This window comes from Ferrimonas gelatinilytica (assembly GCF_039544205.1).
Classification (GTDB): Bacteria; Pseudomonadota; Gammaproteobacteria; order Enterobacterales; family Shewanellaceae; genus Ferrimonas; species Ferrimonas gelatinilytica.
In genome coordinates this window covers 74998-91416 of the sequence record NZ_BAABLF010000001.1, presented here as the reverse complement: position 1 = coordinate 91416, position 16419 = coordinate 74998, and the positions used below count along the sequence as shown (strand labels likewise).

The following is a 16419-nucleotide window of genomic DNA, read 5'->3' as shown; positions in this document are numbered from 1 at the left end:
TCGATATTCGATGAACTTTTTAACAACGGCCCGTCTGATACGGGCCGTTGTGTCTGTATAAGGTGTGCGATGAAACCGTCTGTTTACGCGAAGTTGGAAGGCTTGGTAGAGCGCTACGAGGAGGTCCAGGCACTGTTGGGGGAGTCCGACGTGATTGCCGACCAGGATCGTTTTCGTTCCCTCTCCAAAGAGTACGCGCAACTTGAGGAGGTGGTGAAGGCCTTCCGGGCGTACCAGCAGAGCCAGGAGGACATCGAGACCGCCGAAGAGATGCTCTCTGATCCTGACATGGCCGAAATGGCCAAAGAGGAGCAGGAGGAAGCCAAGGCGCGCTGCGAACACCTGGAGGCCGAGCTCCAGATCCTGTTGCTGCCCAAGGACCCCAACGACGACAACAACGCTTTTGTGGAGATCCGCGCCGGCGCCGGTGGCGACGAGGCGGCGATCTTCGCCGGCGATCTGCTGCGGATGTACAGCCGCTACGCCGAACAGAAGGGCTGGAAGGTGGAGTTGATGTCCAGCAGCGATGGCGAGCACGGCGGCTACAAGGAGGTCATCGCCAAGTTCTCTGGCGAGGGGGTTTACGGCATCATGAAGTTCGAATCCGGTGGCCACCGGGTCCAGCGGGTGCCGGCCACCGAGTCCCAGGGACGGATCCATACCTCCGCCTGTACCGTGGTGGTGATGCCGGAGATCCCGGAAGCGGAAGCGATCGAGATCAACCCGGCGGATCTGAAAGTCGATACCTTCCGGGCCTCCGGGGCTGGCGGTCAGCACGTGAACAAAACCGACTCCGCCATCCGTATTACGCACCTGCCCACTGGAACCGTGGTGGAGTGTCAGGATGAGCGCTCCCAGCATAAGAACCGGGCCAAGGCGATGGCAGTCCTGTCGGCGCGTCTGCAGGCGGCAGAAGATGCCCGTCGCAAGCAGGCGGAAACCGATACCCGGCGATCCTTGGTGACCTCCGGTGACCGCTCCGAGCGGATCCGCACCTACAACTATCCCCAGGGGCGGGTGTCTGATCACCGCATCAACCTCACTCTCTACCGCCTCAACGAGGTGCTGGAGGGGGATCTCAACGCCTTGATGGAGCCCATCTTGCAGGAGCATCAGGCGGATCTTCTGGCGGCACTGGCGGATGAGTAAGGCGCCAGTGCGCATCGACCAGTGGCTGGCTGAGGCCTCGGCGCGCCTGGCGCACGATAAGAGCCAGAGCGATCCGGAGAGCCCTGCCGTCGATGCCGAGGTGCTGCTGCTCCATCGCCTGGGCAAGCCCCGAAGCTTTCTCTTTACCTGGCCCGAGCACCTGCTGGATGAAGCGATGCAGGCGCAGCTGGCGGCGGATCTCGACCGGCGCTTCTCCGGTGAGCCGGTGGCGCACATCACCGGGGAGCGGGATTTCTGGACCCTGACGCTGGAGAGCAACCCCAGTACCTTGATCCCGAGGCCGGAAACCGAGTCCCTGGTAGAGGCGGCGCTGGGCCTGCCGTTAGCCGACGAGGCCCGCGTGGTGGATCTGGGTACCGGCACCGGCGCCATCGCCCTGGCGCTGGCCAGCGAACGCCCCCATTGGCAGTTGGAGGCGGTAGAGTACAGTGCCGAGGCGGCAGCGCTGGCCCGGCGCAACGCCGCCCGCTTGGCACTGCCGGTTACCGTTCATCAGGGCAGCTGGTACGCCCCCTTGGCCGGACGTCGTTTCGATCTCATCATCTCCAACCCGCCCTACATCGACCCGGTGGATCACCATCTGGAGCAGGGCGATGTGCGTTTCGAGCCCAAATCGGCGCTTATCGCCGCTAACCGTGGGCTGGCGGATATTGAGCAGATCGCGCTGGAGGCACCGCAGCACCTTACGCCCGGTGGCGTGCTGATGGTGGAGCACGGTTATGACCAGGGCGCGGCGGTCCGGGATCTGTTTACCGCAGCGGGGCTGACAGAGGTGAAAACCGGGCAGGATCTTGGTCGGCGCGATCGCTTTACCCAGGGGGTCTGGCCCGGGGAAAACAGCAGCAAATGATCTCGTTGCCCTATACAGCCACAAGCTGGCCGGATAGGATTAGGAAAACATTGATTTAAGGAATGAACTCGATGATGTATGAGGGTCTTAAGCACACCCACCTAACTCTGATCGGCTTGAGCGTTGGCCTCTTCGTGCTGCGCTTTATCTGGTCGATGATGGGCTCCGGCCTGATGCAGCGTAAGTGGGTGAAGATCGTCCCCCATGTGCTGGATACACTGCTGCTGCTCAGCGGTATCGCGCTGATCATGGTGGCGGGCTGGATGCCGCTGCGGGATGCCTGGCTGACGGAGAAGCTGTTGGCAATGGTGGCCTATATTTTTCTGGGCGTCCTCACCTTCAAATTGCAACGGGGGCGGGTGTTTAAGGTGGTGGCCTTTCTCGGAGCATTGGGTTGGGTCTACTACATGGCGGTGTTGGCCGTCACGAAAAGCCCAATGTTACTAAGCTGACAAGAGCCGCTCTTCCTTCCATTACGGGGCCAAAGGGCCCCGTTGTGCATTAATCAGGAGCCAATATGGAGTCCGTTGTGATCAGTAACCCCGCTTCGGTGCTGGGATTATTGATGGTGGTGCTGGGGGCGGTGTTTTTCACCAGCCACAGTAATCACCCGCTGTGGCGAGGCGTCTACCGCTTCGTGCCTGCCCTGTTGCTGTGTTATTTCATCCCTTCTCTGCTCAACAGCTTTGGTGTCATCGATGGCAGCGACGACACCCTCTACCACATGGCGTCCCGATTCCTGCTACCCACCTCACTGGTCCTGCTGACCCTTAACCTGGATCTGAAGGCGATCACCTCCCTGGGGCCCAAGGCGATCATCATGTTCCTGGCCGGGACGGTGGGGATCGTCCTGGGAGCACCGCTGGCCCTGCTGATCAGCGCCACTTTCTTTCCTGAGCTACTCAATGGCAACGGTCCGGACGCAGTGTGGCGGGGAATGACCACCATTGCCGGAAGCTGGATCGGCGGCGGGGCGAATCAGACGGCGATGAAGGAGATCTACGGCGTTGGCGATGAGATCTTCTCCGCCATGATCGCGGTGGACGTGCTGATGGCCAACGCCTGGATGGCGGTGCTGCTTATCATGGTACCCCGGGCCGCGAGCTGGGATCGACGCCTCAAGGCGGATACCACCGCCCTGCATGCGCTGAGGGATAAGATGGAAGCCTGGCAGGCGGAACATGCACGGATCCCGTCGCTGCACGACCTGATGCTGATCCTGGCGGTGGGTTTCGGTGCCACCGGTCTGGCTCACTACGGCGCTGATATTCTGGCCCCCTGGTTTACCGAGCATTACCCCAACCTGGAGCGCTACTCATTGCATTCCGGCTTTTTCTGGTTGATGGTGCTCTCCACCGCGTTTGGCGTGCTGCTCTCGATGACTTCTGCCCACAAGCTGGAGTCCCGCGGCGCGTCGAAAGTGGGATCCGCGGGGATCTACGTGCTGGTGGCCACCATTGGTATGCATATGGACATCAAGGCGGTGCTGGATGCGCCGCTGTTCTTCCTGCTGGGGGCGATCTGGATGTTGGTGCACGCCGCGATTATGCTGCTGGTGGCCAGGCTGATCCGGGCGCCACTGTTTTACATGGCGGTGGGCAGCCAGGCCAACGTCGGTGGGGCCGCCAGTGCTCCCGTGGTGGCGGCGGCCTTCCATCCCGCCTTGGCGCCGGTGGGGGTGTTGCTGGCGGTACTCGGTTATGTATTGGGCACCTACATGGCCTGGTTTTGCGGACAACTTTTGCAGGTGCTGGCGACGTGATGCCGGCACCTTTTGATAAACATGAGGATTTAGCATGAACGCAGTCACCTTGAAGGTGGGGCAGTGCGACGTTGCCAACGACAAACCCTTTGTCCTGTTCGGCGGCATGAACGTTCTGGAGTCGCGGGATCTGGCGATGCGCATCGCCGAGCACTACGTGGAGGTGACCCAGAAACTGGGGATCCCCTACGTCTTCAAGGCCTCTTTCGACAAGGCCAACCGCAGCTCCATCCACTCCTACCGGGGGCCGGGCATGGAGGCCGGGTTGAAGATCTTCGAGGAGATCAAATCCACCTTCCAGGTCCCCCTGATCACCGATGTGCATACCCCCGAGCAGGCGGCGCCAGTGGCGGAGGTGTGTGACGTAATTCAGCTGCCCGCGTTCCTGGCCCGACAGACCGACCTGGTGATGGCGATGGCGCAGACCGACGCCATCATCAACGTCAAGAAACCGCAGTTCTTGAGCCCCGGACAGATGAAAAATATCGTCGAGAAGTTCCGGGAGGGGGGTAATGAGAAGGTGATCCTGTGCGAGCGGGGGGCCAACTTCGGTTACGACAACCTGGTGGTGGACATGCTGGGTTTCCGTACCATGAAGGAGTGCACCGGCGGACTGCCGGTGATCTTCGATGTGACCCACTCGCTGCAGTGCCGTGATCCTCTCGGCGCCGCGTCCGGTGGCCGCCGTCACCAGACGGTGGAGCTGGCCAAGGCGGGGATGGCGACCGGACTGGCCGGGCTCTTCCTGGAGGCGCACCCTGACCCGGATAATGCCAAGTGTGACGGCCCCTCCGCCTTCCCGTTGGATAAGTTGGAGCCCTTCCTGGCCCAGGTGAAGGCCCTGGATGACCTGATCAAATCCCAGCCCGACCTGGGTATCCAGTAGGGCAGTCAGCTGGAAACATGGAATCGCCGCGTCCCTGACGCGGCTTTTTTCTATCCATCCGCCACTCCTGCTGCCTGCCTGGTGTTGTCGTCCGACATTTGCCTGCCGCTTCATGTTTCTCGTCGGTGAGTTCATGTAGACTTCAGCATGAGAAAAACTAATCGGATGGATCGCCGCCCATGTCCCGTCGTTTGCCGCCCCTGAACGCCCTGAAGGCGTTTGAAGCCGCGGCCCGGAATCTGAGTTTCACCCGGGCCGCCGAAGAGCTGTTTGTGACCCAGGCCGCCGTCAGTCACCAGATCAAGGGGCTGGAGGAGCACCTGGGATTGAAGCTGTTTCGCCGACGCAACCGCTCCTTGCTGCTGACGGAGGAGGGGCAGAGTTACTTCCTCGATATCAAGGATGTGTTCACCCAGCTGGCGGACGCTACCGAGCGCCTGCTGGCCCGAACTGCCACCGGCTCGCTGACCGTGAGCATGACCCCCAGTTTCGCCATCCAGTCCCTGGTGCCGAAACTGGCCCGCTTCTCGGAGCTGCATCCGGAGGTGGACGTGCGGATCAAGGCGGTGGACCAGGACGATAACTCCCTCACCGAGGATGTGGATGTGGCGATCTACTACGGCCGCGGCAAATGGCCGGGGCTGAGGGCGGACAAGCTGCGCAGCGAATGCCTGGTGCCAGTGTGCGCGCCCCGGCTGCTGACCGGTCCTAAGCCACTGCGCAGCGTCGATGACCTGGCCAACCACACCCTGTTGCACGACATGACCCGGCATAACTGGAAGGCCTGGGCCAAGCAGCATGGCAAGGGGATGCTGAACGTCAACGCAGGCCCCATCTTCAGCCACTCTTCGCTGGTGCTGCAGGCGGCGATCCATGGCCAGGGGATCGCCCTGGGTTCCTCCGTGCTGGCGCGGCCGGAGGTGGAGGCGGGACGACTTATCTGCCCCTTCGATACCGTGCTCAAGCACAAGAACGCTTACTACCTGGTGTGCCACGAAAGCCAGGAAGAGCTGGGTAAGATCCGCTCCTTCCGGGAGTGGCTGCTGAAAACCTTCGAGGAGGAGGCCCACAGTGATCTCATCCCCCACATCGACTGATCTCTGGCCCGGCGAATACCGCTGGAGTGGCGCGCAAAAGCCCAAGCTCCTGGTGCTCTTTGCCCACGGTGCCGGTGCCGGCATGGATCATCCCTTCATGGCAGCCATGGCGGAGCAGCTGGCCGATGCCGATACTGCGGTGCTGCGCTTCGAGTTTGACTACATGGCCACTGCGCGGGCGCAGCAGCGGCGTCGCCCGCCGGATCGCCTGCCCAATCTGGTCGACTGCTTCCAGCGCTGGCTGGTCGCGGCTCAAAACGCCCATCCCGAGGCGACGCTGGTCCTGATGGGAAAATCCATGGGCAGTCGGGTGGCCGCACTCTGCGCCGGTGCCGAAGTGACGGCGGCCTGCGGGGTGATGCCCGCCGGGGTGATCGCCCTGGGCTACCCCTTCCACCCGGTGGGCAAACGTGACCCCGAGCAGTGGCGCTGGCAGCCGTTGCAGGCGTGCACCGCCCCGCTGCTGATTCTACAGGGGGAGCGGGACAACTTCGGGCATCGTGAAGAGATTGATGAGGCACGCCTGTCGGCGTCGATGCCGGCGGGATCGCGGCTGCACTGGTTAACCGATGGCGACCACAGTTTCGTGCCGCGCAAACGCAGCGGCCTGACGGAGCAGCAACTGTTATCCGAGGCCAGCCAGCAGGCTGGTGCGTTCATAGAATCCCTGATTGAGAAGAGTGAGTAGAGGAAAGCGTATGGCAAGGCTATTTGGCATCATCGCCGCCCTGTCCGGGTTACTGGCTACCGCATTGGGCGCCTACGGGGCCCACGGTTTGCCGGGCAAAGTGTCGCCGGCGCTGTTGGCCAGCTTCGAGACGGCGGTGCAGTACCAGTTCTTTCACAGCCTGTTGCTGTTACTGCTGGCGCTGGCCCTGAGGTTGCGACACTGCCCTTTCCTGGTGGCTGCCGGGGGTTGCCTGGTGCTCGGCATGCTCGGCTTTTCCGGCAGTATCTACGCCCTGGTGCTGCTGGGCGATAAATTCTTTGGCCCCATCACCCCGATGGGGGGGCTGATGTTGATGATTGGGTGGTTGCTGCTGGCAGTGGCCGCCGTGAAGTGGGAGAAGATCGATGAATAGAGTCTTGCTGCATTGCCGTCCCGGCTTTGAGAAGGACTGCGCCGCCGAGTTCCAGGAGTTGGCAGCAGAGATTGGCGTCTACGGCTACCCCCGCCTGGAGGCGGACAGTGGTTTTGTCCTGTTCGAGGGCTACGGTGCCGAGGATGGTGTCGCCCTGATGGAGCGGCTGGATTTCGACCAGATGATCTTTACCCGCAGCTGGTTTGTGATCACTGCACAGCTGAGTGATATGGATCCGGCGGACCGGGTCAGTGCGGTGATGGCTGCCTGTGATGACCTGCCCAAGGCGGGGAAACTCTGGGTGGAGAGCGGCGACGGGGATGACTACCGCTCTATGTTGTCTTTCTGCCGCAAGTTCACCGTGCCACTGCGCCAGGCCTTGCGCAACGCGGGCAAGCTCACCAAGACGGAGAAGGAGAAGATGCCCCGTTTGCACCTGTTCCTGTCCGACTCCAGTCACGGCTACCTGGGATACAGCCGCTCCGACAATGGTTCGCCCTTCTACATGGGCATTGAGCGGTTGAAGTTTCCCTCCGATGCGCCGAGTCGCTCCACCCTTAAGCTGGATGAAGCCTTTTCGGTTTTCCTGACCCCGGAGCAGCAGGAGGAGCGGGTGCGTTCCGGTATGCGGGCGGTGGATCTTGGCGCCTGCCCCGGAGGCTGGACCTATCAGCTGGTGCGTCGCGGCATGTTTGTCAGTGCCGTGGACAACGGCCAGATGGCCGATAGCCTGATGGAGACCGGTCAAGTGACCCATTACCCTGCCGATGGGTTCAAGTTCCAGCCCGAGAAGCCCGGCAACCAGTGGCTGGTCTGTGACATGGTGGAGAAACCCCACCGGGTGGCCCAACTGATGGCCCGCTGGGTGGTCAACCGCTGGTGCGAACAGGCGATTTTTAACCTGAAGCTGCCGATGAAACAACGTTACGCCAGCGTTTGCGAATGTTTGAACCAGTTAACAGAAATCCTCGACAACTCTGGGGTAGGGTACGAGCTCAAGGCGAAGCACCTGTACCATGATCGGGAAGAGATCACTGTGTACCTTCGCCGGACGGACTGAACGAAGCGATCGATGAGGTGAGGATGGGCGAGATGTGGTTGTCTGCGATGGTACTGCTGATCTGGATGTTACCGGGTCTGGTGGTACTGCTGTATCCCCGTCGCTGTGGTACCGAACAGGTTGGCTGGATCCTGGCGGGCTTTGGCCTCTCCTATCTTGGCCTGCTGGCCTATCAGTTCCGGCGCCGCTGTAACTGTATCGAGTTGCCCCTCCTTCGCTACTGAGCCAATGATCCTCATCGAAAAAGCACCGCTACGGCGGTGCTTTTTTGTACCTGACTGTTTTTCGATTTTGGAGTCTGTTGCAGGTCATCCGTAGTGGCATATCCGGTAGATCTGGGGTTTGGGATTTGCCATATGTTCGGGTAAGAATGTTGACCGAAGGCGTCGACGTCGCTTGCATAGGGGTGAAGTAACCCTATGACGAAAAACCATAAATTAATTGTCACCAGTGGATGCGTGCCGCTAGTCTAGATGTTCGTTGTTTCTTCGAAATATCAAAAGTACTTAGTGGATAAGGGAGTCTCCATGGCCAGATATGGCAAGTTCGCTCGAATGCTTGTTCCCGCTTTTGCGATCGGCGCAAGCCTTTCAGCTTGGGCAGCCGATGAGGCGCAAGAATTTTCATCCATGCAGATGACAGGCGTGGAACCGGTCGAAGTGCAGGTCGACCTGGAAGGGGCGGTACAACGGCTCTCCAAAGCCGTGCAGTTTCCTACGATTTCCAACCAGGACCGCAGCGACTTTGATGAGCAGGCGTTCAAGGATTACCACCAGTTCATCGTGGACTCCTACCCGTTAGTCCACAAAACCCTGAAAAGAGAAGTTGTCGGCGACCCCCGCCCATTCAGTTTGCTGTACACCTGGGAGGGTAAAGACCCGTCGCTGCCCCCCGCGATCTTCATGGCGCATCAGGACGTGGTACCTATCGCCGAAGACTCCCGCGACCAATGGCTGGTGGAGCCCTTTTCTGGCGCCATCAAAGATGGCTACATCTGGGGCCGTGGTGTGCTGGATGATAAGAATCAGATCCACGCCATCCTGGAAGCGGCCGAGATGAAGCTCAAAGAGGGGTTCCAGCCGAGCCGTACCATCATGTTTGTTTTCGGTCACGATGAAGAGGTGGGTGGCCCGGAAGGGGCCAAAGTGGCGGCGGATATTATCGAGCAGCGTGGCTACGACAAGATCGCCTTTGTCTTGGATGAGTCGGCCCCCCTGACTCCGGGGATCTTCCCCGGTATTCGGGACAATACCGCCCTGATCGGGATTGCACAAAAAGGCTATGTCAGCCTGGAACTGGCGATCCACGCGGTCGGTGGCCACTCCTCCATGCCGCCCGAAGAGTCCAACATTGTCGCCCTGGCTAAGGCGGTGACTAAGGTGGAGGAGGCGCAGTTTCCCTTTAAGATCCACGATGCTGTGCGCTACCAAGTCCGCTTTATGGGACCGGAGCTGCCCGAAGCCCAGCAGCCGATGTACCAGGCGGTAGCCTATGGCAACAATGACACAATGACGGAGCTGGAACAGGCCTTTATCGAGGCCATGGCGACCAACCCCGTGACCCGGGCGATGCTCCGTACCACCACGGCGGTAACCATGTTTAACGCTGGGGTGAAAGACAACGTGCTGCCTCCGGCGGCAACCGCCGTGGTGAACTTCCGGCCCATGCCCGGGGATACGCCAGAAGTGATCATCGCGCACGTGAAAAACGTCATTAACGATGAGCGCATCACCGTGCGGGATATCTCCGCCTCAACCCCGGCCACCAATGTTGCGGACCCCCATGGCAAAGGCTACCAGCTGCTGGAGAAAACCATTCGCCAGACTTGGGGGAATGACCTGATTGTTTCTCCCTTCTTCGTGATCGGGGGAACGGACTCCAAACACTTCCAATCCCGCCCCTTCGCCCAGGACGTCTATACCATTACCGGCATTCAGCTCGAATCGACCACGGAGTTTGAAGGGTTCCACGGCGTCAATGAGCGTATCCTGGTGGAGGAGTACGGACGCTCTATCGGCTTCTTCTACACCCTGATGGACAACCTGGAAGCGTTGTAGTCCTCAGCAGAGACCCTGTATGGCAAGGCGGCTTGTTCATGAAACAGGCCGCTTTTTTTCTGTCTGCAGTTTGGAGCGGTTTGGAGCCTATCCCTTTGCTGGCAGAGGCAAGCATCGCGCTCAAGTTGCTTTCGAGGTACGGTCGAACTGAAACTGAGTTCGGTTGGTTTAAATATGGATCTCAGTTATCTTTTTACCGTCGCCATTTATAACCACAATTTATACAAGTAACCATTATTTTATTACTCCCCCAAAAACCTGCTAATAGGCCAAGTCCACCGGTAAGCAGTCCACCGGCTAGACCTTTACCCCAGGCGTAACCATTTTTACTTGCAAAAAATTGTGTACAACTACACTTAGGGCAACAAACTTTACCATTATTAAAATTCTTGTTTTCGCTTGATTTTTTTTGTATTAAAATTCTTGTTTTCGCTTGGTTTTTTTGACATGGCCTACAATCCAGACATTTACCATTTCCCGTACTTGCTGTTGACATTCTTATTGGTATTCCGCACTGAATACATGCTACTTTTCCACTTGGAATTGATTCATTATGTTTTTTAACGGAAGTTTTTTTGATGTCAATTTCATTGGTCCAATCCAGTATTGATTTGCAATGTTTGCATAATATGGCCTTGGATTTTATATCCTCAGCACAAAATGGGCATTGAATAACTTCATTTTTTTCCTCCTCAGGATTTGGGTGTTTATGATTTTCATCAGGTTCTATTACTCGATATCCAGGCCCGGTTAACTTGCCCACTTTTTTTCCTTTTGACATATTAAAACCTCAAATGAAATATGATTGGTTTCACTTGCAATGGGATAAATATGATTTCTTGGTGAAGTAATTTTCCATAATGGACTTTTAGAATTAAAGTGAAAAATCATGCTTACAATGTTGTTTTTAATTTTAAATTATCTTGGTTACAGCTTATTCTATATTGTGATTTTTAAGGCGGATGCTAATGATAGCTGACACGCAAGCATGGCGAGGAAAAATGTGTTTTATAGCGAAATTTAACCTCACGATTTTTCCGACAAGGTAAGCAGAGAGTCAGTGCCTGGTTTAGTGTTGGAGGTACTGACCGGCGGTGAGAAACGTTTGCGCTACCGCCGCAAGGTCAAAGGTAAGGACATCGAGATCACGTTAGCCGATTTTCCGTCAGTCACTATCGATAAAGCTAGAGAGAAGGCCAAACGTCATGCCTTAGAGCTGGTCGATGACATCGACCCCAATCAGGTGAAGCGTGAGCAACGCGAAGCGGCCAACCAAGCCACCACCATTGAGCAGCTGTATTAAATTTATGGGTGTCTTGTTAGATCACAGCAAAGACGTCGCTGAGCAGGAGAAGGCGGCTTTCCACCCAGGCCCGCCGGTGTTCATAGCTTTTGCCAATGACCGGATCTTCACCACAGAGGAAGCTGCGGCGGACGCAGCGGGTAACGCAGTGGTAGTAGGGCGTATCTTGCAGATTGACCTGGGACTGAGGAGCGGTGGCCATAAGCAGACCCAGGGCATAGAAACCTTTATCAAAGATCGTCAGGGAGTGGTCCGCCGTCTTGTCGATCAGCTCAGCAGTCAGCGTGACTTCATTGTTAGAGATGCAGTCAAAGGCCGAGGACACCACCAAGTGGCTGGTGAGCTCCATCTGACACACCATGCGCAGCTGCGGGTAGTCTGAGGTGGTGCTTTTCGTGCCGGTTCGAGCAAACGCCTCGCTATTGTCTGGTGTATCCGGTGTGCGCCAGACCACACCATCCACTCCGAGCAAGGTCAAGCCATTCCAGTGCGGCAATGGCGTCTTATCGCGCCACAATGATTGGGTTTTCTCAAATACCGCTTTGACTGGCTCCACGCCGAGTCTTTGCCGGGCTTGCACCACGGCGCTGGGCACAACAAAGGGACGTTTGCCGGGCAGAACAATATCCAGCTGATTCGCCACCTGAGACATGGGCGAATTTCGAAACAGTGCCATCCCCACCACGCTCCATACCATCAGCTCCATGGGTAATCGCCGCTTCCTAAATGTTACGGTCCCGGTGTCCTTCAGACATTCCTCAACAAGCTTTGGGTCAAGCAACTCGGAGAGGGCGGAGAGGTTGTCAGGGGAAAAGCTATGCAGGGTATCGATGGCTTGACTGAGGAGCATAAAAAATCCGAGTTCCTTGAGGGGAACTCGGATTCTGACAGCCTCAAAGGGTCGGTCAAACGATCCTTAAGTGATCGGCATTACGCCTTTTGGCCGCGTTTTTTGTGCTGTCTCCCCTGGCTGTCAGTCGCCTGGGTTACCCACCGGCGTTGCTTCGGCCTGTTGGACCCAGCGCTGGGCCTCGCGCCCAGTCAGTGCCTGCAGAAAGGCCACCAGCTGGCGCTGCTCCTCGGCACTGAGGTGCAGCGGCATCACCCGGGGGCTCTTGTCCGCCACCGGCCCACCTCCTGCGTTATAGAAGGCCACCACCGCCGCCAGGGTGGGCAGCGAGCCATCGTGCATGTAGGGCGGGGTCAGCGCCACGTTGCGCAGCCCCGGGGTGCGAAACTTACCCTGATCGGTGGGCTCGCCGGTGACCTCCGCCCGACCCAGATCCGGTCGGGCAGCACCACCGACGTTGACCAGTGTCCCCAGTTGGGTCTGGCTGCCATCGGGCAACAGCACAGGGCGGCGGTCTCTCTGTGGCGCGCCGGCGCCGGTGCGGTGGTAGTGGTGATCCGTCATCAACCCGTCAGCGGATTGCAGCGGGTGGCAGGCGTAGCAACCGGCCTTGCCACCAAATAGCACCAAGCCCTGGCGGGCCTCGTCGGAGAGCGCCTCCACCTCGCCACTCAGCCAGCGCTGCCACGGGCTGTCCATGGCCACCAGGCTGCGCTGATAGGCTGCCAGCGCCTGGCCAAGCCGCTGGGCGGTGACCGGGCCGGCAAAGGCCACTTCAAAGCGTACCTGGTAGTCCGGCAGCGCCGCCAGACGGTCAACCACCGCCTGCCGGCTGGGGTTGGCCATCTCGCTGGGATCCAGCAGCGGCCCCCAGATTTGCGCTTCCAGATCCCCCTCCCGCCCGTCCCAGAACAGCGCTGGCAACCGACCCACGTTAAGCAGGGTTGGGGCATTGCGGCGACCGGCGCGGCCGGCGACGCCGACGGCGGTCTCCATCTGGTGGTGGGTAAAGCCCATGGCGGGGACATGGCAGTTGGCGCAGGAGAGGGTGCCGTTAACCGACAGACGACGGTCAAGGAACAGTTGCCGCCCCAACGCGATCCAGCGGGGATCCGCGGCGGTCATTTGGCTGTTGACCCCCTGCTGCGTCAGGGGGGGCGCTGCCTGAGCCAACAGGGGCAGTGTCAACAGCACAAGCCAGGTCCATTGCCGTACGTTCATGGCCAAAGTGTAGCCCCTCAGGGGGCCAACTATACTGCTCATGATGTACGCCACGGGAGAGTTCAACATGGGCAATGTTCCACGAGGGCTGCTGCTTGGTGCCGCGCTGATGGCACCGGTCATGGCCGATGAAACCTGCATGTCCCCCTACATGGCCAAGATCGTCGGGCAGGAGGATGTGCTCTACGTCTGGACTCTGGGGGTGGAGGGGATTGGCGATGGCGAGGACAAGCTGGTGACGGTGGATGTCAACCCCGATTCGGAACGGTTTGGTCAGGTGATCCACCAGGTTTCGGTGGGCGGCCGTAACGAGGCGCACCACAGCGGCTTTACCGACGACCGCCGCTATCTCTGGGCCAGCGGCCTGGACAGCTCCAAGATCTTCATCTTCGATGTCCACAGCGATCCGGCCAAGCCTCGGCTGCACAAGGTGATCGAGGATTTCGTCAAGGCTTCTGGCGGGGTGGTTGGCCCCCACACCAACTATGCCCTGCCGGGCCGGATGATGCTCACCGGTCTGTCCAACGACCGCGATCATGGTGGCCAGACCGGCATGGTGGAGTACAGCAACCAGGGTAACTACGTGGCCACCCATTGGATGCCCAAAGAGGGGGCCCTCAATGGCGCCACCAAGACCGGACAATACGCCGACGGCTACGGTTACGATGTGCGGGTGCTGCCCCGGCGCAATGCGATGTTCACCTCCTCCTTCACCGGCTGGAACAACTACATGATGGGGTTGGGAAAGATGATGGCCGATCCGGAGGCGATGAAACAGTTTGGCAACACCGTGGTGGTGTGGGACCTGCATAGCCGTCAGCCCAAGACCATCCTGGATGTGCCCGGGGCACCGCTGGAGCTGCGCTGTGCCTGGGGCGCCAAGAACAACTACTGTTTCACCACCACGGCGCTGACCTCCAAGCTTTGGCTTATCTATGAGCAGGATGGGCAGTGGCACGCCCAGGCGGTGGCGGACATTGGCGATGCCAGCAAGATCCCGCTGCCGGTGGATATCTCCATCAGCGCCGATGACAACCATCTTTGGGTCAACACTTGGAACGATGGCCTCACCCGATTGTTCGACATTTCCGATCCCTTTGCGCCCAAGCAGGTGCTGAGCGAAAAGATCGGCGGCCAGGTGAATATGGTGTCGCAAAGCTGGGACGGTGAACGGCTCTACTACTCGTCATCCCTGCTGGCCAACTGGGATAAGACCGAAGGGGAGGATCTGCAGTACGTCAAAGGCTACCGCTGGGATGGCAAGGCGCTGGAGCAGACCTTCTCACTGGACTTCCACCAGGCGGAGCTGGGCAGTCCGCACCAGATGCGGATGGGGGCCTTTGCACTTTATGGCCAACGCTCCGAGTCGCCATTGACAGGCCCAACAGTGAGTCGCTGAGTCGATGAGTCGAGCACTGGGGATTGCGACTGCATTGGGGCTTTGCCTGCTGCCCCTGAGGCTTTGGGCTGAGGAGGATCCCCATGCCCAGCACCGGGAACGTCCGGCGGATGCGCCCGCCTACCAGGGGCTGGGCTACACCTTGCCAGCGGCGGGCAACTACCGCTTGCCCCCCATCCATGGGGCAAAGGATGGCAAGGTGCTGCTCAGCAACGGCGAGCCGGCGCAGCTGTTCTCGCTCTACCAGGGCCACTATGTGGTGCTGAGCTTTATCTACACCCGCTGTCCGGATCCCAACGCCTGCCCCCTGGCCAGTTTTGTGCTGTCGCGGTTGCAACTGAAACTGGCTCAACAGCCAGAGTTGGCGGCGCAGGTGCGCTTGATCAGCTTAAGCTTTGATCCCCAGTACGACAGCCCGGCCACTATGGCAGAGTATGGCCAACGCTTTACCCGGCCAGGGGCACCACAATGGCTGTTTGCCACCACCTCGGGTGCTGCGCAGCTGGCCCCAATCCTCGAAGACTACAACCAGTGGGTGCTGGCGGAGTATGACGAGCAGGGCAACCCCACCGGCATGCTGTCGCACCTGCTGAGGGTCTACCTGATTGATCCGCAGCGGCAAGTGCGCAATATCTACAGCACCGGCTTCTTGCACGCGGATGTGGTGCTCAACGATTTAATGACCCTGGTGCTGGAATCCCAGGCGGCTCAGTAAGGGCAGGGGGCGTCGGCATCACCAACCTGAGCACCTGGCCGCGATGCAGGATATGAATATCCAATGCCAGTGCGCTACTGCGAGGCAGAGATCGAGCGGGCCTGGGCAGATAGTGTGGCTGGCCGGCCACGTCGAGCACAATATTCCCCGGCTGCAGTTGACTCATGCTGTCCAGCCCGGTTGTCGGCAGGGGCAGTAAACGGGGAAAGCCCAGCTGCCAGTGAAGCGGGGAGACCAGGGGCAATGGGCGGCGCTGACGCCACATCCGATAGGTTTCACTCTGTGCTGCCCAAAGCGCGGTAGATAAGCCCTTGGCTTTATCTGCCTGGGGCTGCGTGGTGGTTAGCGCCCGGTCGGCAAAGGCAGGGGTTCCGTAGGGCGGGGTTTGAGGCTGAATCCCACCAAGCCTGCCAGGGCCAATCCCAGCAGAGGGGTTAACAACCAAGGCTTCATCCGTGAATCCATGTGTGGGGGCGGCGACCATGCTGCCCCATCCTGCCATCCTGCCATCCTGCCATCCTGCCATCCTGCCATCCTGCCATCCCGCCCCTTCGCCCAGGACGTCTATACCATTACCGGCATTCAGCTCGAATCGACCACGGAGTTTGAAGGGTTCCACGGCGTCAATGAGCCTATCCTGGTGGAGGAGTACGGACGCTCTATCGGCTTTTTCTACACCCTGATGGACAACCTGGAAGCGTTGTAGTCCTCAGCAGAGACCCTGTTTGGCAAGGCGGCTTGTTCATGAAACAGGCCGCTTTTTTGTGTGCACTCCGGGGCGGAGTGGAGTCTACCTCTTCCTTGGAAGAGGTAAGCCTCGAGCTCGAGTTGCTTTCGAAGTGTGCTCGAACTGAAGAGTCCGGTCTATCGGTTTTGCCGTCATAAAGGCTGGTTGGGTAATGACTCAAAACGGCAATACGCACCGGCAATTTTGGCGTGGGGCTTTGTTTAGACCCGTATCGGTAGG

The 16419-nt window shown here is 59.2% G+C and carries 18 protein-coding genes; 15 read left to right on the top strand and 3 right to left on the bottom strand.

Annotated features, from left to right (window positions below):
• The first annotated feature begins 69 nt into the window (after positions 1 to 69).
• The 11 genes from prfA (at position 70) to ABD997_RS00370 (ending at position 9964) form a co-directional block, all read left to right on the top strand.
• Positions 70 to 1149: a peptide chain release factor 1 gene (gene prfA / locus ABD997_RS00420; protein WP_345315052.1), complete on the top strand. Its 1080-nt coding sequence runs from the start codon at positions 70 to 72 to the stop codon at positions 1147 to 1149.
• Complete coding sequence (prmC, locus tag ABD997_RS00415) at positions 1142 to 2020, top strand: peptide chain release factor N(5)-glutamine methyltransferase (RefSeq protein ID WP_345315051.1); 879 nt, start codon at positions 1142 to 1144, stop codon at positions 2018 to 2020. Before prfA ends, prmC begins: the two co-directional genes overlap by 8 nt.
• 71 nt (positions 2021 to 2091) lie before the next feature.
• Positions 2092 to 2472 carry a SirB2 family protein gene (locus ABD997_RS00410; RefSeq protein WP_345315050.1) on the top strand — a complete coding sequence of 127 codons (381 nt, stop codon included), beginning with the start codon at positions 2092 to 2094 and terminating at the stop codon, positions 2470 to 2472.
• A gap of 65 nt (positions 2473 to 2537) precedes the next feature.
• Positions 2538 to 3782 carry a DUF819 family protein gene (locus tag ABD997_RS00405; RefSeq protein ID WP_345315049.1) on the top strand — a complete coding sequence of 415 codons (1245 nt, stop codon included), beginning with the start codon at positions 2538 to 2540 and terminating at the stop codon, positions 3780 to 3782.
• A gap of 34 nt (positions 3783 to 3816) precedes the next feature.
• A complete protein-coding gene (kdsA, locus tag ABD997_RS00400) occupies positions 3817 to 4668 on the top strand; it encodes a 3-deoxy-8-phosphooctulonate synthase (RefSeq protein WP_345315048.1) in 852 nt (283 codons plus the stop codon).
• A 179-nt stretch (positions 4669 to 4847) separates the two neighbouring features.
• Positions 4848 to 5765 (top strand): transcriptional regulator GcvA, encoded by a 918-nt coding sequence (locus ABD997_RS00395; protein WP_345315047.1) that lies wholly within the window; start codon positions 4848 to 4850, stop codon positions 5763 to 5765.
• Positions 5740 to 6453, top strand: a complete 714-nt coding sequence (locus ABD997_RS00390; RefSeq protein ID WP_345315046.1) for an alpha/beta family hydrolase — start codon at positions 5740 to 5742, stop codon at positions 6451 to 6453. Before ABD997_RS00395 ends, ABD997_RS00390 begins: the two co-directional genes overlap by 26 nt.
• Positions 6454 to 6463: 10 nt before the next feature.
• On the top strand, positions 6464 to 6847 hold the full coding sequence (locus tag ABD997_RS00385) for a DUF423 domain-containing protein (RefSeq protein ID WP_345315045.1): 384 nt from the start codon (positions 6464 to 6466) through the stop codon (positions 6845 to 6847).
• Entirely contained in the window at positions 6840 to 7907 is a 1068-nt protein-coding gene (gene rlmM, locus ABD997_RS00380) for a 23S rRNA (cytidine(2498)-2'-O)-methyltransferase RlmM (protein WP_345315044.1), read from the top strand. Before ABD997_RS00385 ends, rlmM begins: the two co-directional genes overlap by 8 nt.
• A 32-nt stretch (positions 7908 to 7939) precedes the next feature.
• Positions 7940 to 8131: a hypothetical protein gene (locus tag ABD997_RS00375; protein ID WP_345315043.1), complete on the top strand. Its 192-nt coding sequence runs from the start codon at positions 7940 to 7942 to the stop codon at positions 8129 to 8131.
• A 405-nt stretch (positions 8132 to 8536) separates the two neighbouring features.
• Positions 8537 to 9964, top strand: coding sequence for a M20 family peptidase (locus tag ABD997_RS00370; protein WP_345315042.1), 1428 nt, complete (start codon positions 8537 to 8539; stop codon positions 9962 to 9964).
• 193 nt (positions 9965 to 10157) lie between these two features.
• Here the strand turns inward: ABD997_RS00370 and ABD997_RS00365 are convergent, their stop codons facing one another.
• Positions 10158 to 10727 carry a hypothetical protein gene (locus ABD997_RS00365; RefSeq protein WP_345315041.1) on the bottom strand — a complete coding sequence of 190 codons (570 nt, stop codon included), beginning with the start codon at positions 10725 to 10727 and terminating at the stop codon, positions 10158 to 10160.
• Between the two features lie 297 nt (positions 10728 to 11024).
• Here ABD997_RS00365 and ABD997_RS00360 point away from each other — a divergent pair, with 297 nt between their 5' ends.
• A complete protein-coding gene (locus ABD997_RS00360; RefSeq protein WP_345315040.1) occupies positions 11025 to 11267 on the top strand; it encodes an Arm DNA-binding domain-containing protein in 243 nt (80 codons plus the stop codon).
• A 16-nt stretch (positions 11268 to 11283) separates the two neighbouring features.
• On the opposite strand, the gene ABD997_RS00355 is transcribed toward ABD997_RS00360, so the two are convergent.
• Together ABD997_RS00355 and ABD997_RS00350 are read right to left on the bottom strand one after the other, a co-directional pair.
• Positions 11284 to 12117 carry an IS4 family transposase gene (locus ABD997_RS00355; RefSeq protein WP_345315039.1) on the bottom strand — a complete coding sequence of 278 codons (834 nt, stop codon included), beginning with the start codon at positions 12115 to 12117 and terminating at the stop codon, positions 11284 to 11286.
• Between the two features lie 123 nt (positions 12118 to 12240).
• The gene (locus tag ABD997_RS00350; protein WP_345315038.1) at positions 12241 to 13380 is read right to left on the bottom strand and encodes a cytochrome-c peroxidase; all 1140 of its coding nucleotides are present in this window, start codon (positions 13378 to 13380) and stop codon (positions 12241 to 12243) included.
• A gap of 25 nt (positions 13381 to 13405) precedes the next feature.
• On the opposite strand from ABD997_RS00350, the gene mtoX reads away from it, so the two are divergent.
• The 3 genes from mtoX to ABD997_RS00335 all read left to right on the top strand — a co-directional run bounded on the left by mtoX (position 13406) and on the right by ABD997_RS00335 (position 16158).
• Positions 13406 to 14737, top strand: a complete 1332-nt coding sequence (mtoX, locus tag ABD997_RS00345; protein WP_345315037.1) for a methanethiol oxidase — start codon at positions 13406 to 13408, stop codon at positions 14735 to 14737.
• 4 nt (positions 14738 to 14741) lie between these two features.
• A complete protein-coding gene (locus ABD997_RS00340) occupies positions 14742 to 15452 on the top strand; it encodes an SCO family protein (RefSeq protein WP_345315036.1) in 711 nt (236 codons plus the stop codon).
• Between the two features lie 385 nt (positions 15453 to 15837).
• Positions 15838 to 16158 carry a hypothetical protein gene (locus ABD997_RS00335; protein ID WP_345315035.1) on the top strand — a complete coding sequence of 107 codons (321 nt, stop codon included), beginning with the start codon at positions 15838 to 15840 and terminating at the stop codon, positions 16156 to 16158.
• Positions 16159 to 16419: the final 261 nt, after the last annotated feature.